Source organism: Brevibacillus gelatini, assembly GCF_050920745.1.
Taxonomy (GTDB): domain Bacteria; phylum Bacillota; class Bacilli; order Brevibacillales; family Brevibacillaceae; genus Brevibacillus; species Brevibacillus gelatini.
On record NZ_CP154342.1, the window covers coordinates 700,182 to 721,277 of the forward strand.

20 protein-coding genes are annotated in these 21,096 nt (G+C 53.1%); 15 read left to right on the forward strand and 5 right to left on the reverse strand.

The genetic code is table 11. The features are described 5' to 3' along the window. Nucleotides 1-94 precede the first annotated feature (94 nt). Nucleotides 95-1,132: an ABC transporter substrate-binding protein gene (locus tag AAFJ72_RS03625; protein ID WP_432776093.1), complete on the forward strand. Its 1,038-nt coding sequence runs from the start codon at nucleotides 95-97 to the stop codon at nucleotides 1,130-1,132. 68 nt (nucleotides 1,133-1,200) lie between these two features. Continuing rightward, nucleotides 1,201-3,225: a Fe(3+)-hydroxamate ABC transporter permease FhuB gene (gene fhuB, locus AAFJ72_RS03630; protein WP_432776094.1), complete on the forward strand. Its 2,025-nt coding sequence runs from the start codon at nucleotides 1,201-1,203 to the stop codon at nucleotides 3,223-3,225. 29 nt (nucleotides 3,226-3,254) lie between these two features. On the opposite strand, the gene AAFJ72_RS03635 is transcribed toward fhuB, so the two are convergent. Beyond that, the gene (locus AAFJ72_RS03635) at nucleotides 3,255-3,386 is read right to left on the reverse strand and encodes a hypothetical protein (protein ID WP_432776095.1); all 132 of its coding nucleotides are present in this window, start codon (nucleotides 3,384-3,386) and stop codon (nucleotides 3,255-3,257) included. A 19-nt stretch (nucleotides 3,387-3,405) separates the two neighbouring features. Further along, nucleotides 3,406-3,579 carry a hypothetical protein gene (locus AAFJ72_RS03640; RefSeq protein ID WP_432776096.1) on the reverse strand — a complete coding sequence of 58 codons (174 nt, stop codon included), beginning with the start codon at nucleotides 3,577-3,579 and terminating at the stop codon, nucleotides 3,406-3,408. A 226-nt stretch (nucleotides 3,580-3,805) separates the two neighbouring features. Here AAFJ72_RS03640 and AAFJ72_RS03645 point away from each other — a divergent pair, with 226 nt between their 5' ends. From AAFJ72_RS03645 to AAFJ72_RS03660, 4 genes are all read left to right on the forward strand, one after another. Continuing rightward, entirely contained in the window at nucleotides 3,806-4,540 is a 735-nt protein-coding gene (locus tag AAFJ72_RS03645; RefSeq protein WP_432776097.1) for a hypothetical protein, read from the forward strand. A 138-nt stretch (nucleotides 4,541-4,678) separates the two neighbouring features. Beyond that, nucleotides 4,679-5,758, forward strand: coding sequence for a fatty acid desaturase (locus AAFJ72_RS03650; protein ID WP_432777142.1), 1,080 nt, complete (start codon nucleotides 4,679-4,681; stop codon nucleotides 5,756-5,758). Nucleotides 5,759-5,824: 66 nt separating this feature from the next. Then, nucleotides 5,825-6,961 (forward strand): histidine kinase, encoded by a 1,137-nt coding sequence (locus AAFJ72_RS03655; protein WP_432776098.1) that lies wholly within the window; start codon nucleotides 5,825-5,827, stop codon nucleotides 6,959-6,961. Then, nucleotides 6,958-7,557, forward strand: a complete 600-nt coding sequence (locus AAFJ72_RS03660; RefSeq protein WP_432776099.1) for a response regulator — start codon at nucleotides 6,958-6,960, stop codon at nucleotides 7,555-7,557. Before AAFJ72_RS03655 ends, AAFJ72_RS03660 begins: the two co-directional genes overlap by 4 nt. A 58-nt stretch (nucleotides 7,558-7,615) precedes the next feature. On the opposite strand, the gene AAFJ72_RS03665 is transcribed toward AAFJ72_RS03660, so the two are convergent. Next, entirely contained in the window at nucleotides 7,616-7,975 is a 360-nt protein-coding gene (locus AAFJ72_RS03665; RefSeq protein ID WP_122902998.1) for a DUF805 domain-containing protein, read from the reverse strand. A gap of 252 nt (nucleotides 7,976-8,227) precedes the next feature. Here AAFJ72_RS03665 and speD point away from each other — a divergent pair, with 252 nt between their 5' ends. Continuing rightward, nucleotides 8,228-9,040, forward strand: coding sequence for an adenosylmethionine decarboxylase (gene speD, locus AAFJ72_RS03670; protein ID WP_432776100.1), 813 nt, complete (start codon nucleotides 8,228-8,230; stop codon nucleotides 9,038-9,040). 93 nt (nucleotides 9,041-9,133) lie between these two features. Here the strand turns inward: speD and AAFJ72_RS03675 are convergent, their stop codons facing one another. Then, nucleotides 9,134-10,882 (reverse strand): hypothetical protein, encoded by a 1,749-nt coding sequence (locus AAFJ72_RS03675; RefSeq protein ID WP_432776101.1) that lies wholly within the window; start codon nucleotides 10,880-10,882, stop codon nucleotides 9,134-9,136. 262 nt (nucleotides 10,883-11,144) lie between these two features. Here AAFJ72_RS03675 and AAFJ72_RS03680 point away from each other — a divergent pair, with 262 nt between their 5' ends. The 3 genes from AAFJ72_RS03680 (at nucleotide 11,145) to AAFJ72_RS03690 (ending at nucleotide 13,962) form a co-directional block, all read left to right on the forward strand. After that, the gene (locus AAFJ72_RS03680; protein ID WP_432776102.1) at nucleotides 11,145-11,942 is read left to right on the forward strand and encodes a carbon-nitrogen hydrolase family protein; all 798 of its coding nucleotides are present in this window, start codon (nucleotides 11,145-11,147) and stop codon (nucleotides 11,940-11,942) included. Nucleotides 11,943-12,134: 192 nt separating this feature from the next. After that, a complete protein-coding gene (locus AAFJ72_RS03685) occupies nucleotides 12,135-12,383 on the forward strand; it encodes a hypothetical protein (protein WP_122903002.1) in 249 nt (82 codons plus the stop codon). A 190-nt stretch (nucleotides 12,384-12,573) separates the two neighbouring features. Further along, nucleotides 12,574-13,962 (forward strand): L-cystine transporter, encoded by a 1,389-nt coding sequence (locus tag AAFJ72_RS03690; RefSeq protein ID WP_432776103.1) that lies wholly within the window; start codon nucleotides 12,574-12,576, stop codon nucleotides 13,960-13,962. 156 nt (nucleotides 13,963-14,118) lie between these two features. Here AAFJ72_RS03690 and AAFJ72_RS03695 read toward each other — a convergent pair whose 3' ends face one another. Continuing rightward, entirely contained in the window at nucleotides 14,119-15,759 is a 1,641-nt protein-coding gene (locus AAFJ72_RS03695) for a peptide ABC transporter substrate-binding protein (RefSeq protein ID WP_432776104.1), read from the reverse strand. A 282-nt stretch (nucleotides 15,760-16,041) separates the two neighbouring features. Here AAFJ72_RS03695 and AAFJ72_RS03700 point away from each other — a divergent pair, with 282 nt between their 5' ends. The 5 genes from AAFJ72_RS03700 (at nucleotide 16,042) to AAFJ72_RS03720 (ending at nucleotide 21,096) form a co-directional block, all read left to right on the forward strand. Beyond that, nucleotides 16,042-17,625, forward strand: coding sequence for a M4 family metallopeptidase (locus tag AAFJ72_RS03700; RefSeq protein ID WP_432776105.1), 1,584 nt, complete (start codon nucleotides 16,042-16,044; stop codon nucleotides 17,623-17,625). Nucleotides 17,626-17,925: 300 nt separating this feature from the next. Then, nucleotides 17,926-18,525: a hypothetical protein gene (locus tag AAFJ72_RS03705; RefSeq protein ID WP_432776106.1), complete on the forward strand. Its 600-nt coding sequence runs from the start codon at nucleotides 17,926-17,928 to the stop codon at nucleotides 18,523-18,525. Continuing rightward, nucleotides 18,522-19,934, forward strand: a complete 1,413-nt coding sequence (locus tag AAFJ72_RS03710) for a phage tail protein (RefSeq protein WP_432776107.1) — start codon at nucleotides 18,522-18,524, stop codon at nucleotides 19,932-19,934. Before AAFJ72_RS03705 ends, AAFJ72_RS03710 begins: the two co-directional genes overlap by 4 nt. Then, nucleotides 19,931-20,557, forward strand: coding sequence for a hypothetical protein (locus AAFJ72_RS03715; RefSeq protein WP_432776108.1), 627 nt, complete (start codon nucleotides 19,931-19,933; stop codon nucleotides 20,555-20,557). The genes AAFJ72_RS03710 and AAFJ72_RS03715 overlap by 4 nt, the downstream gene beginning before the upstream one ends. A gap of 2 nt (nucleotides 20,558-20,559) precedes the next feature. After that, nucleotides 20,560-21,096 (forward strand): hypothetical protein, encoded by a 537-nt coding sequence (locus AAFJ72_RS03720; protein ID WP_122903009.1) that lies wholly within the window; start codon nucleotides 20,560-20,562, stop codon nucleotides 21,094-21,096.

Sequence of the window (21,096 nt, forward strand, 5' to 3'; positions counted from 1 at the left end):
AAGAAAATGATAATCATTATCATCATTGATGGAAAGCATGACCAACACTACGCATCTTTCGCGTGTTGCAACGAAAAAAAGGGGGAGTCATAACATGCGTATCATGAAGTTACCAATCCTGCTCGTCTTTTTGTCTGCCATGCTTCTGTTGGCAGCGTGCGGGAACGGAGGGACAGCTACTCAAAACGCCCAATCCGGTTCCGGGCAGGCACAGCCGGCGGCATCTGCGCAGCCAGAGGCGGACAAGGCAGCGGAAGAAAAAGTGCGCACGGTCAAGCACTTGATGGGAGAAACGATTATCAAAGGCGTTCCCGAGCGCGTTGTCGCTCTGGAATGGAGCAGTGCTGAGCATGTGCTGGCTCTCGGCATGCAGCCTGTAGGTATTGCCGATATTCCCAATATGAAAAAGTGGGTCAAGCTTCCTGTAGAAATTGCTCCGGATGTAGTGGACGTGGGCAGCCGCGTCGCGCCAAACCTGGAATCGATCATGCTGCTCAAGCCTGACCTCATTATTGGCATGAAGCGCAACGTGGAAGCAAACTACGACGAACTGAGCAAAATCGCGCCGACCATCGCGTTTGATGCCTATCCGCAAGAGGGCCAGGGCGATCAATATACCCGAATGATTGACACTTTTAAAGAAATTGCCGATATTTTGGGCAAAAATGCGGAAGCAGAAAAGGTGCTGAAAGAGCTCGACAAAACCTATGCAGAAGCAAAAGAGCGAATCGTCAAAGCTGGCATGGACAAAACGCCAATCGTCCTCGCCATGGGTTACAGCAACCAGAACGCCGTGGAATTCCGTCTGTCCACAGACAACTCTACCGCGATCCAGATTTTGAACCGCGTCGGACTGACCAACGCTTACAAACCTAAAAAGTTTGAGCCAAACGGAATGACGACGACAGACGTGGAAGCACTTCCTGCGCTCCAGGATGCCAACTTCCTGCATATCATTCAGGAGGATGACAACGTCATCGAGAACCAGTTGAAAAACAACCCGGTTTGGAACGGCCTCAAATTTGTCAAGGAAAATCGCATTTACGCATTGGGCGGCGACATGTGGCCATACGGCGGTCCTTTGTCCGCACAGCTCATGGCGAAAAAAGCTGCTGATCTGCTGGCGAAATGAGTCTGGCCAAGCGTGAAAGCCATGCCCCAAGCGGCATCCATCAAGCCCCTTCTTCTTTAGGAGGAGGCTTGCGGCCGTTATGGATGCTGCTTGGCGGCATCGTGCTCTTGGTGCTGCTCACGTTTGTCAGCCTGACACAAGGACTGGCTGACATCTCGGTCCGTACTGTGATCGAAGCGATCCTCTCGCCACAAGAGATTGCCGACCATCAGATGATTCACGGCGTCCGTCTGCCGCGGACGGTGATGGGGCTGTTATCCGGCGCGGCTTTGGCGGTTGCAGGCGCGATCATGCAGACGGTGACGCGAAATCCGCTTGCTTCGGAAACGACGCTTGGCGTCAATGCCGGAGCCTACTTGTTTGTCGTCTTTGGAATGGTTTTTTGGCCAGCGATCCTGCACCAGTACCCGCTGCCATTTGCCATGGCGGGAGGGATTCTGGCTGCTGCTGCCGTTTACTACATGGCAGGCGGGCGAAAAGGAACGCCCGTGCGCGTAGCTTTGTCCGGGATGATCGTGACCCTCGTGTTTTCTTCGCTGACCAGTGCCATTATTTTGTTTCATGAAGAAACGACACAAGGGATCTTCATCTGGGGTTCCGGTTCGTTGAAGCAAAACGACTGGACAGGCGTGCAGTTCAGTTGGCCGCTGATCTTGCTCGGGGTATTCACAAGCTGCCTGATGGCCAGACAGCTTGATGTGCTCAGCTTTAACGAGGAAACAGCGCAGTCGCTTGGGCAAAAGGTCGGCAAAACGCGGCTTGTCGCCATGCTCATTGCGATTTTGATTACGTCTGTCAGCGTCAGCGTAGTCGGGCCGATCGGCTTTATCGGGCTGGTGGCACCGCATCTGGTGCGGCTCAGCAGGCTGACAAGACACATTTGGCTGTTGCCGATCAGTGCGATCTGGGGGGCGGCGCTGCTCGTTGCCTCTGACACGATCTCACGCACGTTTATCAATGCTTATGGCGAGCTGCCTGCAGGTGCGATTACGGCGGCGATTGGCGGGCCGTGGCTGATCTGGCTGGCGATGCGGGTATCCCGCAAGCTGAGCGGAGGTGTGGGTTCCGGGGCGCAGACCACGATGAGCGTAGGCGGCTGGCAGCGCAAAGTTCCGTATCCGATCGTCGTCATTATCTTGTGCGTGCTGCTCGTCCTCGTCTGGATGTACGGCCTGGCAATCGGGAACTTGTACTTGCCTTGGGCGGAAATCATCGCCGTTTTCCTGGGGCAAGGAAACGAGATGTACAGCCAGCTTCTGTTCGAGCTGCGGATGCCGCGGCTGTTGACCGCGATGCTGGCGGGAATGGCCTTGGCGATCAGCGGCAGCCTCATGCAAAGTGCCGTGCGCAACCCGCTCGCTGATCCGCAAATCGTCGGAGTGACCAGCGGCGCGGGCGTGGGAGCCATCCTCTTGCTGCTCGTGTTCCCGCAGTTTTCCGCGTGGATGCCGCTCGGAGCCATGCTCGGAGGGATTGTCTCCGCAACGATTGTGTATGCAGTGTCGTGGCGAAGAGGCTTGAACCCGATCATTCTCACGCTGGTCGGGATCGCGGTGGCCGCAGCGGGTGCCGCTTTCATCAATATATTGATCGTAAAAGCACAGCTTTTGGCCGCACCAGCGCTCGCCTGGATGGCAGGCAGCACCTACGGACGCGGCTGGACGGAAATAAGCCGACTGCTGCCTGCGGTCATTGTACTGGCTCCGCTGGCGTGGTGGCTGGGGCGGCGTGTGGATCTGCTCGCTTTTAACGATGAAAGCTCGATTGGCTTGGGCTTGCAGGTTCGCCGGACGCGCCTTGCTGTAGCGGTCATTGCTGTTTTGCTTGCTTCGGCGGCTGTTGCCAGCGTCGGGGCTGTAGGGTTTATCGGCTTGCTCGCGCCGCATGCGGCACGCTTGCTGGTCGGGGCGCATCACCGCAGGGCGGTCGTCGTCTCTGCCCTGTTGGGCGCGGTTCTCTTGGCCGCCTCCGACTTAATCGGGAGAGTCGTGATGATTCCAAAAGACATCCCGTCAGGCATCGTGGTCGCGCTGTTGGGGGCGCCGTATTTGTTCCTGCTGATGTTCCGCGCGGCAAAAGTACGACAATCGTAGATACAGATTGCAACGCAACACACAAGACCTCATCCGGGCAAGGGATGAGGTCTTGTGCTGTCTGCAGGAAGCAGAGAGGCGGTGGAGGTGGAGAAGCGAACCGCTGGAGTCTGGTTGTCCCACTCCTGCTTGATCCCGAGCGCATTGGCGACAATCGCCACAGGAGCGTAGACGCTGCCGTTATAGATGAATGGCTCTGGCGCTTGTTTTCACGACCTGATCGTTCACGACAAGCTGGATATTGGCAAAACGAGCTGTTACTTTTTGCGTGAGACTTTTGGCAAGGCCGGGTGTTCCTGCCAAAAGGACGGCCGCTCCAAGGAAGCCTGCGAGAAAACAGGCCCATTTTTTCAAAGAGAAAAACTCCTTTTCGATCAAATTCAATTTTGTTGTTTCTTTTTTTATCATACAGCAGGAAAATATTTCTCGTAAGTCCTGGAAAGGGAAAAAACGGGAATGCGATGTGAGAAATTTCGAACAAGTGTCCTGGAGGCAATGATCCGCTAATGCCCGGCTAATCCAGACAGGCGGTACAAGCCTTCTTCGGCTCGTGGCTGTAGAGATAGAGGAGGAGAGAAACATGGTGAAAAAATGGCAGGAAAACGGAGTCATTCTGTATCCGAAGGCAAGCGACGTTTTTACAGACGAGAGGCTCGCTTGCTATTTCAGGCCGCTGCTCAGCTTTGCCTGTAGGCAGGACGGCAGCGCGTACACGTTTCATTTGCTCGGGACGGATGGGTTGTACTGTGAGCGAGAGTACCGCTATGCGGAGAACAATTTTTTCGGATTTCGCTACCTGGCGGGCAAGTACGAGTTTATCGGCGATCTGGGCGTGTTTGGCGGGGGCAACGTAGAGGAGGTCTACGCTCTATTGCAGGCCGATTTTGCGAAAAACAAGGAAGCATACTGGAAAGAGAAAGTAACGGTGGAGGCATACAAGGAGCGGCTCATTGACGAATTGGCGGAGGTGGCCGATTTTGACGTGGACTACTATGCCGAAGCGTTCTACAGCTATGAGTTTACGAAATACCACTATGAGCGGACTGGCGAATTCCGCCATGTCTCCGAACTGACCGAAGGCTGTGACCATGACGACTCGCCTGTGCTGATCGACCAGGAGACGGCGCAGGAGCTGAGCGAAGAGTTTTTCCTGAACCTGCAATGGAACGTCAAGTACGATTACGGAATCGACAAAAGCATGGTGTGCGCAGCGACCGAACGCTTTCGCTTCATGTCCGTGTTCGGCGGCGGGACGGTATTTGCCCTGTGGAAGCCGCAGGAGCAGACGGTTTATTTGTTGGAGTATTTTTCGTGATACCATGACATTTGTCATACCCTCGACTTGACGTTTATGACTACAGGGAGCAGCGCGCATTTTTTACAATAAAGATAGAAAATTGCGTCTGATGTTGCCCAAGGCATCCGCGCGGTTCAATCGAGGAGGTACCAATTGATACATCAATCGAACATCGCCCAGCTGAAAAAGAATGTGGCCCCCTTTGAAAAAACAGACACCAGGTCGAGCATTCGCCAGATGGTCAACACGATTCTTCCCCTGCTTTTGCTCTGGTATGCCGCCTATCTCAGCCTGTCCGTATCGTACTGGCTGACGCTTGTGCTGGCGATCCTGACAGCGGGCTTCGTCATCCGCACGTTCATCATTTTTCACGATTGCTGTCATCAGTCTTTTTTCAAAAGCCGCCGGGCCAATGACATTCTCGGTACGATCACGGGTGTGCTTACATGCGTTCCGTACGAACAGTGGAAGCAAAGCCATTCCATTCATCACGCGACGAGCAGCAACCTCGACAAGCGCGGTGTCGGCGACATCTGGATTTTGACCGTTGAGGAATATGTCACAGCTCCGCTTTGGCAAAAAATCGCCTATCGCATCTACCGCAATCCGTTTGTCATGTTCGGAATCGGTCCGATCTATGTGTTTGCGCTGCAGTACCGTTTCAATCGCAAGGGAGCCCGCCACAAAGAGCGGTTGAACACGTATTTGACCAATGTCCTGTTGGCTGGCCTGTATACGCTTCTGATCTGGGCGATTGGCTGGCAAGCGTTTTTGCTTGTGCAAGGCCCCGTCTTTCTGATCTCCGGGATGCTTGGCATTTGGCTGTTTTACGTGCAGCATCAATTCGAGGATTCGTATTTTGAAAAAGAGGAAGAGTGGAGCTACGTGAAGGCCGCCGTAGAGGGCAGCTCCTACTACAAGCTGCCGAGACTGCTGCAGTGGATTACGGGAAACATCGGCTTCCACCACGTGCATCATCTGAGTCCGAAGGTGCCAAACTACCATCTGGAAAAAGCGCACAACGAGACGCCGCCGCTGCAAATGGCGACGACGATTACGCTGTCCACCAGTCTGAAATCATTGCGCTTCCGTCTGTGGGATGAAGAGAGCAAGCGCTTTGTCAGCTTCAAGGAAATCACGGAACGCAACCAGCAGCCAGTCAAGCAAATGCCGGCATCGGCTGAGGCGATTATCGACGTGCTGCACAGGAAAAAAGCCGGTCTGGAAGGAAAATAAGCCTGCCCGAATCCCCTGCATTCCGATACACTGAGAAGTAGTGGCCAACAAAAAAGGTGGGCATCCATGCAAAAGTGGTATCACATTCTCCATAAAAACACGGGCCTGAGTCCGTATGTGTGGGTTGTTTTCTACATCCTGCCGTTCTACTTCATCTTTCGCTCGTCTTCCACGTACGAAGTTGTGAGCGGAATCGCGATGATTATTCTGTTTTTCGTTTGCTACGTCCTGGCGTTTCTTGCGAAGGGCTGGCTGATCTACTTTTGGACCAGTTTGCAGATCGTGATCTCGATTGCGATGACGGTCATGTTCGGCTATGTGTACTTCTCGCTGTTTCTGGCGTTTTTCATCGGCAATATCCAGAACAAGATCGGCTTCATCACCTTGTACACGATTCATTTGACGAGTACCGTCGTGACGATCAACATGGGCTTTCTTTCGGGAAACGCGCAGTTTTTCAGCCAGCTGCCGTTTGTGCTCGTCAGCCTGATCGCCGTCATTTTGCTGCCGGTGACGACGTACAACCGGAACAAGCGGGAAAAGCTGCAAGGAGAGCTGAACCACGCGAACAGGCGAATCTCCGAGCTGGTCAAGCTGGAGGAACGGCAGCGCATCGCCCGCGACCTGCACGATACGCTGGGGCAGAAGCTGTCCCTGATCGGGCTGAAAAGCGATCTGGCCCGAAAGCTGATCGAGAAAAACCCTGCCCGTGCGCAGAGCGAGCTGGAAGAAATCAGGCAGACAGCCCGGAGCGCCTTGAAGGAGGTGCGGGAAATGGTGACAGAGATGCGGGGGACACGGCTTACGGAGGAAATGTTCCGCATCAAGCAAATTTTCAAGGCGGCGGAAATCGACTTTTCCCTGGAAGGCGATCCGGATTTGCAGCACACCTCCCTGATGGCGGAAAACGTGCTCAGCATGTGTCTCAAGGAGGCCGTCACCAACGTCGTCAAGCACAGCAACGCCACGGCATGCTCCATCGTCATCGAGCCAGCCCGGACTGATCTGATCGTGCGCGTCATCGACAACGGCCGCGGGATGGCAGAAGGAGCCGCCTGCCGGGGGAACGGGCTGCGCGGGATGCGCGAGCGCCTGGAATTTGTCAACGGCAGCATGGACATTCAGTCGTCGGAGTCTGGCACCCAGGTTGTGTTTCGGGTGCCGAATGCCTTCCAACAACCGGAAAAGGAGGCGGGAGCATGATTCGCATCGTCATTGCAGAGGATCAGCGGATGCTGCTTGGCGCTCTGGCTTCGCTGCTCGATCTGGAAGAAGACATGCAGGTCGTCGGGAGAGCGGGCAACGGCGAGGATGCCGTCAAGCTGGTGCATTTGCACAAGCCCGACATTTGCATCATGGATATCGAGATGCCTGTGAAAAGCGGGCTGGATGCCGCAGAGGAACTGAAAGGCGGCGGCTGCAAGGTGATGATCCTGACCACCTTTGCCCGTCCCGGCTACTTCGAGCGGGCGCTGAAGGCCGGAGTACACGGCTATCTGCTCAAGGACAGCCCCAGCGAGGAGCTGGCGAGCTCCATACGCAGCATCATGGCGGGCAAGCGGATTTACGCCCCGGAGCTGGTGGATGAGGCATACGGGCAGGAAAATCCGTTGACCGAGCGGGAAAAGGAAGTGCTGCTGCTGATCGCGGACGGCAAAAACACAAAGGAAATCGCCAGCCAGCTGTTCATCACGACGGGCACTGTGCGCAACTACATCTCCGTCATTCTCGACAAGCTCGGCGTGAGCAACCGGATCGAGGCGATCATGCGGTTCAAGGAAAAAGGCTGGTTCAAGTAGCCAAGCAGTAAAATGAAAAAGCCTCTCCCGCAAAAAAATGGGGAGAGGCTTTCGCGTGTTACGCTGACAGGCTTCCTTCTGTTTTCGGATTTGGACCGTAGTCGTTATCCGGGGCGCTATCCTGGCACAAGAACACAAGCAGGATGATTGAACCGATTAGTGGAATCAGCCCGATCAGAATCCACCAGCCGCTTCTTCCTGTATCGTGCATGCGACGGACAAATACACCCAGACCCGGCAGCATGACAGCCAGCGAGTAGAGCGTACTCAAGGATTGCGGCAGACCAATCAAGGATTCGATGATTACGAGAATCAATGAAATGATGACACTGAACAGTGTAAACATCCAATACTCTTTGCGTCTGGCGCGACCGCTGAAATTGACATAGTTTTTCAAAACTTTCACATACCACTCCATGTCCTCACTCTCCTTTCTATTAAAAATTAGTATGCAATCCTATTCTAGCATCGTTTTCCAAAAGATAGTAAGAAAAAAAGACGGATTCATCGCTTTTCGGTACTTTTGCATCAGGTGTGAATGAGCAAAAAGTAATGGCTAATGATGCTGGATCATTTTTCTGTCTGTCTCATTTTTTTGCCCGGAATGGGCACCATGAAAAAAGGAAAACCATGGCGAAAGACTCACTCATCACAGAGGAGGACAAGCGACTTGGAATCGACGAAAGATCAGCACATAACCTTGCACGGCTTCAACAACTTGACGAAAACGCTCAGCTTCAACATGTACGACATTTGCTACACCAAAACGAAAGCGGAGCGAAAGGCGTATATTGAATACATAGATGAGCAGTACAACGCTGCCCGACTGACCAGCATCCTGAAAAATGTTTCCGAGATTATCGGGGCACACGTATTGAATGTGGCGCAGCAGGACTACGTGCCGCAAGGGTCCAGCGTGACGTTTCTTGTTTCGGAAGGCCCTGTCGTGGAGGTACCGACGGAGTCGTATGAGGAATCGCCTGGTCCGCTGCCGGAAAATGTCGTGCTACAGCTCGACAAAAGCCACATTACGGTTCATACGTACCCGGAATACCATCCCGATGAGGAGATCAGCACGTTTCGCGCAGACATTGACGTATCGACCTGTGGCGAGATCTCCCCGTTGAAGGCGCTCAATTATTTGATCCGCTCGTTCGATACCGACCTGATGACCATTGATTACCGGGTGCGCGGCTTTACCCGCGATATTCACGGCTGCAAGCTGTTTATCGACCACGACATCAGCTCGATTCAAAACTATATTCCCGAGGAAATCAAAGAATTGTTTCACATGATCGACGTGAACGTGTACCAGGACAATATTTTCCACACCAAATGCAAGCGCAGGCAGTTCGATCTCAACAATTACCTGTTTGGCTACACAAAAGACAAGCTGACGCCTGCGGAGCAAGCGGAAATCACCAAGCGGCTGCAAATGGAGATGGACGAGATTTACTACGGAAAAAATATCGTCCGCCACTAAGGCTGCTTCCCTTGAAGCGGGTCCGCGCAAGATGACGAGGACAGCGCTTCGAGGAAGGGCAGCTTTTTTGCGTTCCGGCTCTACTCCATTCAGTCAGGTCGTGCCCAGGGTGCTTTGCGCTGGCAAATAGCCATTTGCGCTTCTGCTCGGCCGCAGCGTCAGTGGTCCAAGGTAGTGCGCCCGAATTTCCTCCAGTGTCTTTTGCGCAGGCTGGACAAATTCACGATCCCAGTCTTCCGGCGGCGATTCGAGCGAGACGCCTTTTTCGTTGAGAATCTCGAACAGTTCTTTGTCAGCCTGCGTAGGAATCCACCAGGTGTAGACGGGATTGGTTTTGCCTTTTACCAGCGACACCAGGAGGAACTTCAAATATTCCGCTGTGGAGAGCGGGCCGTAATTTACCGCAGATTCCGGTCCGGGAGCAGGGTATTGCTGCGGATAGCGCAGCGGTCCGTAGTGGATGGAAATGCCCAAAAAGCCGACGGGCGGAATGTTGTTCCCGTATCCGGGGAGCGAAAACGGCAGGTCGGCAGCGAAATGCAGGCGCACGATGACCGAGTTGATGAATTGCCGCTCGAAGAAGCTTTCCTTTTGCCAGATGCCCAGATCGCGGGCGATTGTATCCCAGTAGATGATCGAGGTGTTGTGCGCCAGCCAGAAGGCAGAGGACATCTCTTCAAACGTCTTGAAAAATTCGTCGTCGTGCTCGTTGAACGGGTCGATCAAGTCATACCATTTGAAATAGCCGTGCTTTTTGCGCCATTTTTGGGCGATCAGCAAAAAATCGATCAGGCGCTGCAGGCGCGGCTCGGAGCTTTGCTGGTTGCTGGCAAACAGGTGGGTTGCTTCCAGCAGATCGGCCGTGAAGTTGCCGTTGACGAAATCCCAGTAATTCACGTCTTGAGCCTGGGAGCGTTGCTCGTCGATCCGCTTTGTTTCCATCTCCCAGTGGGCAAATGTCGTGACGTCTATGCCGAAGTACAGCTCTGACGGCAGCAGGTCGTCAAACAGGTTGAAGCGGTACGGGCTGGTTTGCTGAAACCATGTTTTGATGAAGGCGAGCCGGGCAGAAGGCGGAACGACAATCGCTCTTTCCAAATAGCTTGTATGCGCCATATCGGCCTGAAACTGTTCCAGCGTTGTAGCGCCTTCGACAAACGGCGACGAGGTGGCCAAAAAGTCAACGCCGTCCTCGTCATGGTCGTATTGCACGAGGATGTGCGCGAAGCTGGTTTTGGCCAGCGGAGCGAGGACGAGCTGGCGCAAGCGGTGAGAGCTGCCGTCGTCAATGGCTCCGATGATGACGACAGGCTTGTCGGCTTCGCCATTGAACGAGAGGGAGCCGTTGTCTTGGACGATGAGCTTGTGCTGGCAGCGGACATTGATGGAGGTGCCGGCCTCGAAGCTGACACAGACGCCGGCAGGAATGATCGCGTCTTCAGGACCGATCAGGTAAGGGCCGTCTTTGGCCGTAAACACGCGGTTGCTGTCAATCGCGCCGCTCAGGCGAACGTATTTGTCGACATGCAGCTGGCAGGCGTGCTGCGGGTCAGGGTCTGGCCCAATCGTCAGCTTGATGTAGTAGAAGCCGTCTTCGCGGGGGAAAAAGGGCAGGATGATGGTGCCATCGGAAGCAAAGCGGGCCTCACTCAGCTTTGTTCCGTGTACGTCATACACATCAATGGCAGAGGATGGGTGTGTCAAATTGCTGATATGGATTTCTACCGCCTCTTCTGCGGTGAGAAAGAGCTTGTACATTTCGATATGAGGATCGAGGCCTGGTGACGCCTTGCGGATGGGCTTGGCTGTTTCCAGCATGGATACGGAAGCAAAAGGATTCATGAAACGCCGACTCCTGTACGAAAAGTTCAATCATATGCAGGTGAATATTCCATATAGTAGTATGATACGCGCAAATTGGTAAAAAGTTTTGACTGACAGAGTATTTTGGACTGGAGGTCGGCACGAAAAAGAGGACAGGAAAGTTAGCTGTTGTCAAGTGCTTGCGCGGAAGCAATATGGCTTGGAACTGGGCGAAATTCCGTTATACTAGCATATAAGAGCGAGCAGAGTTTGAACGTATGGGAAGGATGGGGGATGGAAGATGAAAGTAGCGATTGCACAACTGACAGCGACGATGGACAAGGGCCTGAATCTGCAAAAAGCACAAGACTATATCGCCAGAGCCAAAAAAGCCGGGGCAGACTTTGTCATTTTGCCCGAGATGTACAGCACTCCTGCCACGCCGAAGTCGGGAGTGACACCAGCAGAGGTAGCGGAAAAGCTGGACGGCCCGTTTGTTGCCGGACTGGCGGAAGCAGCGAAACAGCATGGCATTTACGTGGTGTGCGGCGTGTTTGAATCGATTGAAGGGGATGCAAATCGCGCCTACAATACGACAGTCTTTCTCAATCGCGAGGGTGAACTGATTCACGCCTACCGCAAGACACATTTGTACGACGCTTTTTCCTATATCGAATCAGACTTTATTGCGCCTGGCGACAATCCGTATCGCGCAGTGGAAACGGAGTTTGGCAAAATCGGGCTGATGGTCTGCTACGAGGTGCGCTTCCCGGAAATCGCGCGGCAGTTTGCCCTGCAAGGAGCGGACATTTTGTTCGTACCCGCTGGCTGGGTAGCGGGCGCGATGAAGGAGGATCATTGGGAGACGCTGGTTCGCGCGCGGGCGATCGAAAACACGATGTTTGTATGCGCGGCTGACCAGGTTGGAAACATTTTTGCGGGACGCAGCATGATCGTCGATCCGATGGGCGTCGTCATTGCCAGTGCGGGAGAAGAAGAAACTTTGCTGGTAACGGAATTGGATCTGGAGCGGATTCAACGCGTGCGCGGCAAGCTGCCGAGTGTAGCCAACCGCCGGGCAGAACTGTACACCAATTAAATACATGGGATTTTGGTAAAAAAGCAGTCAGTCGCCCCGCTTGCGCAAACGGGCGGCTGACTGTATTATGTTTGGGAAAAAGGAAGTGGCCAGGCACTTTTTTGTTTTTTCGTCATAGGATTATAGTACATATCATTCATCTTTCGAGCCCTTATGAAAGCGTTACTATCATGAGAAAGGAAGTGTGTGCGAATGTTCTGGTTCGTATGGGCTGTCGTCGGCGTCGTTGTCTGGTGGGCAATGAACATGATCTTGACAGGAAAAGCGGCAGGAACAAACTGGTGGGCTTCGCTCATCGCTGCGCTTCTGGGCAGCTGGCTTGGAGATTTGGTATTGGGCGATTGGCTGTGGATGTGGGCTGGCTTCAACGTTATTGCCGGGGTGATCGGAGCGGCTTTGCTCACCTGGCTGTGGCATCTGATCTCCAAACAAACCAAATAGTACACACGCACAAACTTAGGCAAAAAGCAGAAAGGAATCGTCCCGGCGGCGGTTCCTTTTTTTCGTGCAGAGTTCGAGGCGGCCTTTTTTATAATTCTTACTTGACCAGTAGGTATTGTCGGTAATATAACTATATGTAGACTGACAAAGAGAAACAGTACGAGTTCAGAGGAGAAAGGGAGAGAAAACTATGTCAACGCTACTTACGATCCTCAACATCATTTTCATGCTCATATTCATTGGCGGCTTGTATGCTATGCAGAAGAAACATGTCTCTTTTTCCAAACGGGTATTTGTCGGTCTCGGAATCGGGATTGTTTTCGGACTCATCCTGCAATTTGTCTATGGAGCCAAATCAGACGTCCTGAAAGACTCAATCGAGTGGTACAACATCGTGGGCAAAGGCTACGTGAAGCTGCTGCAAATGATCGTCATGCCGCTGGTGTTCATCTCGATTGTTGCCGCTTTTACCAAAATGAAGCTGGCCAACAACATCGGCAAAATCAGCTCGCTGATTATCGGGCTTTTGGTCGGCACGACAGCGATTGCCGCTGCCATCGGGATCGCCTCCACGTTTGCCTTCCATCTGGACGGCAGCCAGTTCCAGCAGGGAGAAGCGGAATCGGCGCGCATTGAACAGGTAGAGCAACGGCTGGGCGACATTCAAAACATGACGTTGCCCGCAAAAATTTTGGAGCTGCTTCCGGCCAATCCATTCCTCGATCTGACGGGAGAGCGGGCTACCTCCACGATTGCGGTTGTCATATTCTCTGCGATTATCGGGATCGCGTATCTCGGCGTGAAAAAGAAAAGTCCTGAACAAGCGGAATTGTTCGCGAAAATCGTCGACGCGCTGCACGCCATCATCATGCGTGTGGTGACGCTGATTTTGCGCCTGACGCCTTACGGGGTGCTGGCGATCATGACGCGCGTAGCTGCGACGAGCGACTACAATGCGATCTGGCAGCTCGGCAAGTTCGTCATCGCTTCGTACGTGGCACTGGTGCTCATGTTTGTCGTGCATCTTTTGATGCTGGCTTTTGCCGGACTGAACCCGATCACGTACTTGAAAAAGGCGTTTCCTGTCCTGACCTTCGCTTTTACCTCCCGCACGAGTGCTGGGACATTGCCACTGAACGTGAAAACACAGACGCAAGACATGGGTGTGCCTGAAGGAATCGCCAACTTTGCCGGCTCCTTCGGTCTGTCGATTGGCCAAAATGGCTGCGCGGGCACGTATCCCGCGATGCTGGCCGTCATGGTAGCGCCAATGGCCGGGGTCGATCCGCTGACTCCTTCGTTCATCCTGACGTTGATCGTCGTGGTTGCCCTCAGTTCCTTCGGGGTTGCCGGAGTAGGGGGCGGAGCGACTTTTGCAGCGTTGCTCGTTCTGTCGACGATGAACCTGCCGGTCGCAATTGTCGGGCTGCTTATCTCCGTGGAACCGCTGATCGACATGGGCCGCACAGCGCTCAACGTGAGCGGCAGCATGACGGCCGGGCTGTTGACGAGCCGGGCGACCAAAGAGCTGGATACAAAAGTGTTTAACGGAGTTCAGCAGCAGTCTGTGACGGTGTAAAACGAAAAGACGCGAAAAACAAACCCGGCCGTTATGCCTGTCTGGCAGAGCAGCCGGGTTTGTTGTCTTTTGCTGGAGCGAGACTTTAGGCAAGCAACGAACAGGCTGTACCGTCTTTGTCTGACAGGTACAGCCTGCTGTATGCGTATGACGTGGCTACTGCGTCACCACTGACGTGTACTTGAAGTACGCGCCCCCGAGCGGGAAGATGATGAAGTCTTTCACCCTGTCGTTTTTCACGTACGGGTTTCCGCGGAAGTTGATCGGCGCAAGTGGCATTTCGTCCATCAGGATGGTTTCGGCCTCGAGCAAAATTTGCTTGCGTTTTTCCAGGTCAGGCTCGTGGTAGCTCTTGTCGATCAGCTCCTTGAACTTGGCGTTCTCCCAATCCGGGTGGTTGTTGCCGCCTGTCTTGTCGCGGAACATTTCGAGGAAGTTGATCGGATCGTTGAAGTCAGCGCCCCACTGGAAGCGGATCAGGTCAAAATTGGCCTGGGAGCGCAAGTCGCGGTACACTTTCAGCTCTGCATTGTACAGCTTGACATCGACGCCGAGCACTTTTTTCCACTGGTCCTGCAAAGCTTCCGCTACTTTTTTGTTCGTGTCGGTCGTGTCGTACGTGTAGGTGACGGTCGGGAAGGAAGTCAGGCCAAGCTCCTGCATCCCTTCTGCCAAAAGCTGCTTCGCTTTTTCTGCGTCCTCCTTGAAGTAGCCGTCTGGCTTCAAGCCCATCGAGGCCGGCACCCATCCGTAAGCGGCCGGTACGCCGGTTTGCAGGATGTTGTCGATGATTTCCTGGCGGTTGATGGCGTAGGAAAAGGCTTGTCTGATCTTTTTGTTGTTGAAAGGCGGCTTGTTCGTGTTGAACACGACGGATTGCGTGCCGGGATTGTCTGCCACCATCAGCTTGCCCGCATCCTTCAGAGACTGGATGGCATCTGGCGGCAGCGTGGAGGCCGGGTAGCCGCCCCAGTCAATATCGCCGTTTTCAAACATGGAGAAAGCTGTGTTGTTGTCTTCGATCATCGAGATTTCCAGGCGGTCGAGCTTCACGTTGTCCTTGTCCCAGTAGTGCGGGTTTTTGGTGAAGACGATCTTGCTTTTGTGCTCCCAGGTGTCCATGATGAACGGCCCGTTGCCTACGATTGTTTTCGCTTCGGCCGCCCAGTGCGGGTTGCCCTCCACTGTTTTTTGGTGCAGCGGGAAGAGCGTCGGGAAAAAGGTCAGCTCACGGAAAAACGGCGTAGGCGCTTTCAGTTTGAATTCAACGGTGTAGTCGTCGAGTGCTTTTACCCCTACGTCCTCGGCTTTTCCTTTCCCCGTATTGTATTCCTCTCCCCCTTTAATGTAGTAAAGCTGATAGGCGTACTCGGACGCTGTCTGCGGATCAAGGTTGCGTTTGATCGCATAGACGAAGTCGTGGGCGGTGACAGGATCGCCGTTGCTCCACTTGGCGTCTTTGCGGATTTTGAACGTGTAGTTCATGTAGTCCGGCGTGTTGGTGAAGCTTTCTGCGGTGGCGTTGGTCAGTTGTCCGTTCAGGTCGTAGCTGGTCAAGCCTTCAAAAGCAGCGTAAATCATGTCAAACGAATCGGCGTCAACCGCAATGCCGGGGTCCATGGAAGGCGGTTCGCTGTTGATGCTCCAGCGCAGCACCATCGGTTCTGTCTTTGTCGCCTCTGTCGGTGCGGCGGATGATTGGTCCTCGGGTTGGGAAGTGGTTGTCGAGTTCGTACAGCCTGTGATTACCCCGAACAGCAAGGTAAGACAGGTTGCCAGCGCAATGCCCTTTTTCATGTGCATCCCCCTTGAAAATGATAAAAACATATATTCAGAGTAGGCGTTTTCGGTTATTTTCGCAAAGGTAAAATTTTTTAATTCCTTTGCAAATTCAAATCGTGCTGAGCCCGGATGCTAATGGGAATAGCCAGTCAACACGAGATTGTCACAATTTGTTGAAGAAGAGAAGAAAATGTCGACAGAAAATCTCCTGTAAAAAAAGGGATTTTTACCAGAAATATCAAATAGTATAAAATGTTTCACACATTCACATTATTTTGATTGGGGGAATTTTTTAGAATGAAAAAGTCTTACCTTGCTACCAGCCTTACTCTCAGTATTGCCGTAGGTGTGTCGGGATTTACGTCGGTGCCTGCTTTCGCCAAAACGAAGATCGACTACCACAAACAGTGGGACACACCGCAGTATATCGGTGAAGTATGGGAGCCAGAAGGGGCAAAGGGGGATGACGTCGTCTGGTCATACCTCGAAAAGTACAAAGACGAGTTCCGTATTCAAGGAAATGTGGAGGACCACTTCGAAATTGTGAATGAGGCTCGCAACAAAGAAACGGATACGAAGCACTATCGGTTGCAGGAAGTCTACAACGGAATTCCGATTTACGGCTTCCAGCAAACCGTTCACATAGATGCTGACGGCAATGTCACGTCTTTTCTGGGCCAATTCATTCCCGATCTCGATTCCAACAAGCAGTTGAAAAAGAAGCCGAAGCTCAATGAACAAAAAGCAGTGAAACAAGCGATCAAGGACGTTGAGGGCGAAGTGGGCGAAAAGCCGGATTTCATCCAGGACCCAGAGGCGAAGCTGTACATTTACGTGCATGAGGATGAATCTTATCTGGCGTATGCAGTCGAGCTGAACTTCCTCGATCCGGAGCCAGGCCGTTGGATGTACTTCATCGACGCCCATAGCGGAGATGTCATCAACAAATACAATATGCTCGACCACGTGACCGCAACCGGAAAAGGGGTACTGGGCGATACGAAACAGTTCGAGACCACAAAGCAAGGTAGCACGTACGTGTTGAAAGACACGACGCGCGGAAAAGGCATCGAGACATACACGGCCAATAACCGCACTTCGCTTCCTGGCACGCTTATGACCGACAGCGACAACTATTGGACAGATGGGGCTGCAGTCGATGCACACGCCCATGCGCAAAAGACGTACGACTACTTCCGCAACGTCCACAACCGCAACAGCTACGATGGAAACGGCGCCGTGATCCGCTCCACCGTTCACTACAGCACGAGATACAATAACGCCTTCTGGAACGGCAGCCAGATGGTTTATGGAGATGGAGACGGCACTACATTCCTGCCACTGTCCGGCGGGCTGGACGTAGTAGCGCATGAGCTGACCCACGCCGTTACCGAGAGGACAGCAGGACTGGTCTATCAAAATGAATCCGGTGCGTTGAACGAATCGATGTCCGACATTTTCGGCGCGATGGTTGACAACGACGATTGGCTGATGGGCGAGGACATCTACACACCAGGTAGAAGCGGAGACGCACTGCGCTCCCTGCAGGACCCGGCAGCGTATGGCGACCCGGATCACTACAGCAAGCGCTACACCGGCTCCCAGGATAACGGCGGTGTCCACACCAACAGCGGAATCAACAACAAGGCAGCGTACCTGCTGGCAGAAGGCGGCACGCACTACGGAGTACGCGTCAACGGCATCGGCCGCACAGATACAGCGAAAATTTACTACCATGCCCTGACGCATTACCTGACACCTTACTCCAACTTCTCCGCTATGCGCCGTGCAGCAGTGCTGTCCGCTACTGACTTGTTCGGTGCAAACTCCCGTCAGGTTCAAGCTGTTAATGCAGCGTATGACGCTGTAGGCGTAAAATAAACGATCACCTGACGAAGCAAAGGGGACCGTTTTGCTGCAACTGAATAACAAGAAAGCAGCCACTCGCATGGGTGGTTGCTTTTTTTATTTAGGCGCGGCATGACGGGGCTATCACGGCTTTCCGGGTTCGATCATGCAAGGTAACGCCCATTCAAGTCCAGGATCGGTTTTTCTGTTTGTCATTTGGGGGTGAAAGGAAGGGGGGAAAGTTCCGATAAATGGAAAAGGCTCCCTGTACAATAATATGGGAAATTTGTATTATTCAGGATGTTGATAAAACGAAGAAGGCGGTACAAAGCTATGGAGCATATGGATGAAAAGATACTGGCCCTATTGAATGAATCGGAAAAAACGAGCGTTCCCCTTAACATTTGCACCGGACCTGTCAGGGTGGGAAGCCGCTTTTACGAGTTTGAACAGCAAGCATTTTGGGACAACAAGCTTTGCCTGTACATCCCAAAAGATTTTGCGGACATGCCCGAGCATTTGCGGGCGGTCAAATACCCGTACCAGCAGCGGCCGCAGATCATCAAATGCGATGAGACGGGCGGCATCAATATTACGCTGAGCAGGGTCGAGCAAGACTTGCAGGACCAGTGGGTCAAAGAACTGACGGCAGGAATGAAAGCGACGATCAAAAGGGCGAATCCAGCAAATGTCTTCTATACAGAAGGGGGAGAAATGGTCGGAGAAAAGCAGGTTGGCTACTTCGACTTTAAAAGCCCGGCACTGGACGGCTTTTTGTATCACCTCATGTTTTTCCTTGCCTTGGAAGGAAAAATGGTCATGGGGACGTTTTGCTGCCCGTTTGCCGAGTATGAAGAGTGGCGGGAGATTGCCTTTCAGGTCATGAGAACCGTAAGCGTAACGGAAGAGAACAAAGGAGAGGAGCAAGGATGAGCCAATCTGTCCATACGTATACCGACATTTTCGTCTCGCCCTATCCATTTGAAACGATTACACAGTTGCACCTGATTAAACAGATGAACGATCATATCAAGCTCACGGTAAGCGGAATTGTGCCCGAAGAAAAGCTGGACCAGTACGTCGAGCAGGCAGATGAGAATGAGAGCATAGAGGTGGCTGTTCAGGACGGTGCGCAAAAACGGGTGTTGTTTCAAGGCATCGTTACCAAACTGTCTGTCCGTGCCGTAAGAGGTGTGCGGTACATCGACATCGAGGCGTACAGCACGACTCTCCAGATGGATATGGCAAGGAAAACCCGTTCCTTCCAAAACAAGCACCTGGCTTATCGCGACCTGTTTGCCCAGATCACCGGAGCGTATGCTGGCGCCCAGGTGGTCGATGAAGCATCAGGTGGACGGAAGATCGGTGGCTTGCTGGTGCAATACAAGGAAACCGATTGGGCGTTTGCCAAGCGGCTTGCTTCTCATTTTCACGCGCCATTGGTGCCCGTCTGCACGCAAAAGGGGCTGAGGTATTTTGTCGGAATCCCGGACCTGGGCGAGCCGCAAAAGCTGGAGGAATACAATTACACCATTCAAAAAAATTTGAAGGAATACAAGCTGAAAACAGAAAACGACAAGCAGGAGATTACGGAGCAAGACACCATCAGCTATGAAGTCACCAGCAACAAAATATTGGAATTGGGCAGCCCGGTTGCCTTTTTGCGGCGCACGCTTTACGTATACAGGGCCGAAACGAGGATCGAACACGGGATTCTGGTCCATCGCTACGTCTTGCGCGATCAGAAAGGGTTAGGCTTTCCTACCCTGTTTCCTCCTGAATTGGCTGGCTCTTCTTTGTTCGGCAAAGTATTGGATGTAGCCAAAGATACGGTAAAAGTGCATTTGCACATTGATAAAAAGCAGCCGGTTGACGAAGCCATCTGGTTTGCCTACTCGACGGTCTACTCTTCCCCCGATGGCAGCGGCTGGTACTGCATGCCGGAAATCGGAGATGAGGTACGTCTGTATTTTCCAGATGCAAAAGAGCAGCATGCTTTTGCCGCAAGCTCAGTTGACCTGCTTTCCTCCGATCCGCAAAAGCGCAGCGATCCCGCAGTCAAGAGCATCAGCACGAAATATGGCAAGCAAATCATTTTCCGGCCGGGAGCCATCGAGATTATTGGAAACGGCAAGCTGCTGATGCGCCTGACAGATGCGGGCGGCATCGAGATCAACAGCGACAAGAAAATCACCCTCACTGCCCAGGAGGATATTGAAATCATCGGGGGCGACAAAGTGGTCATCCATGGCGAAGCAGGCGTAGACATGAAGCAGGCCGACGCTACCTTGAGCATCGTCGACGATGTGACGTTAAGCGGCGCGAAGGTAAATATCGAATGAGCGGGCAGATGGACAAGCAGGCGGCCGTCCATGATTTTTGGCTGACTCATGTGAAGGATCGGTGGCAGCACGACCTGATCGAGATTGACCAGCGGTATCGCGAGCAAAAGGGAAGCATCGAGAGCGGCCTTTTCGACACTTTCCATGCGTTGTGCGCACAGGCAGCCAGACAGCAGGAGCAAGGGGAAAAGGGGGAGATTTGCACCATCTACTTTTCTTTTTTGCGGACAAGCATCCTGGAAAACAGGGCCGCGTACCGTCTGGACGCCTACGATGAAAACTGGTTTCTGGACAGGACGGAATGCTCTGTGGTGTGGGAAGCGGACTTCATCTTTGCTCCATTGTTCCGGCGGATGGCGGAGCTGGAGACGGTCAAGTCCAGCTACGCAAGAAAGATCACGTCGATGGACATCGAGCGGATCAAGCTGATGGAAGCGATCAAGTACCATTTGCTGACGGTGGAATTTGTAAAAAGCATGGTGCCCGTGCTCCTGGAGTGCCAAGGCTACTGTCAGATGGCCAAATCGCCGGAGATTTGCCTGTTGGCCGGGGAATTCCGGGATCAGGCCGAAGTGTTGTACGCTCACCCCGGCCCGGCAGAGAAACAAACCAAGGGAGCGTAAGCATGGACTATTTTTTGCTGAAACAAGACGAACGGTATACGGATGTGCCGTTGTTACTGGATGTCCACAAAAAAATCGACACGCGGGATATTCATCCCACACGCGCTTATAAAATCGCCGACCCGCTGATTTTCCATGTCAAAGCGGGAGAAGAGAGCAGCTATCTCGACATAATGGATCGCCAGTTGCTTTTGCTGTCGGACAAGCTGAAGCGGGTGGTGGAAGCGTACGAACCTGACACGCTGTTCAAGCTGGTGCCGCTGATCGACCTCTCCCGCCACCGCCAGAACAACTACTATCTGCCGATCCTGGAAGAAGTGGAAGCCGTCAGCCCCCGAAGCGAATTCAACCTCGACAAAAGTGTGATTAAAAGGCTGGTGCTGTTGGAAGAAAAGCTGCGCGGGAAAAAGATCGTCCGGCTCAAAGAGAGCGAAAAACCGCTGATCGTCGTCCGATTGGATGTGGCCGAGAGTATTTTGCGGCGGGATTTGACAGGGATTCGGCTGGAACGAGTGCCAGTGGAAGAAAGGGGGTACTGA

Excerpts from the sequence above, each read along its gene's own strand:
- AAFJ72_RS03625 (WP_432776093.1), top strand. The coding sequence starts at position 95 with ATGCGTATCATGAAGTTACCAATCCTGCTCGTCTTTTTGTCTGCCATG.
- AAFJ72_RS03645 (WP_432776097.1), top strand. The coding sequence starts at position 3,806 with ATGGTGAAAAAATGGCAGGAAAACGGAGTCATTCTGTATCCGAAGGCA.
- AAFJ72_RS03655 (WP_432776098.1), top strand. The coding sequence starts at position 5,825 with ATGCAAAAGTGGTATCACATTCTCCATAAAAACACGGGCCTGAGTCCG.
- AAFJ72_RS03660 (WP_432776099.1), top strand. The coding sequence starts at position 6,958 with ATGATTCGCATCGTCATTGCAGAGGATCAGCGGATGCTGCTTGGCGCT.
- AAFJ72_RS03665 (WP_122902998.1), bottom strand. The coding sequence starts at position 7,975 with ATGGAGTGGTATGTGAAAGTTTTGAAAAACTATGTCAATTTCAGCGGT.
- AAFJ72_RS03675 (WP_432776101.1), bottom strand. The coding sequence starts at position 10,882 with ATGAATCCTTTTGCTTCCGTATCCATGCTGGAAACAGCCAAGCCCATC.
- AAFJ72_RS03680 (WP_432776102.1), top strand. The coding sequence starts at position 11,145 with ATGAAAGTAGCGATTGCACAACTGACAGCGACGATGGACAAGGGCCTG.
- AAFJ72_RS03685 (WP_122903002.1), top strand. The coding sequence starts at position 12,135 with ATGTTCTGGTTCGTATGGGCTGTCGTCGGCGTCGTTGTCTGGTGGGCA.
- AAFJ72_RS03690 (WP_432776103.1), top strand. The coding sequence starts at position 12,574 with ATGTCAACGCTACTTACGATCCTCAACATCATTTTCATGCTCATATTC.
- AAFJ72_RS03695 (WP_432776104.1), bottom strand. The coding sequence starts at position 15,759 with ATGAAAAAGGGCATTGCGCTGGCAACCTGTCTTACCTTGCTGTTCGGG.
- AAFJ72_RS03700 (WP_432776105.1), top strand. The coding sequence starts at position 16,042 with ATGAAAAAGTCTTACCTTGCTACCAGCCTTACTCTCAGTATTGCCGTA.
- AAFJ72_RS03705 (WP_432776106.1), top strand. The coding sequence starts at position 17,926 with ATGGAGCATATGGATGAAAAGATACTGGCCCTATTGAATGAATCGGAA.
- AAFJ72_RS03710 (WP_432776107.1), top strand. The coding sequence starts at position 18,522 with ATGAGCCAATCTGTCCATACGTATACCGACATTTTCGTCTCGCCCTAT.
- AAFJ72_RS03715 (WP_432776108.1), top strand. The coding sequence starts at position 19,931 with ATGAGCGGGCAGATGGACAAGCAGGCGGCCGTCCATGATTTTTGGCTG.
- AAFJ72_RS03720 (WP_122903009.1), top strand. The coding sequence starts at position 20,560 with ATGGACTATTTTTTGCTGAAACAAGACGAACGGTATACGGATGTGCCG.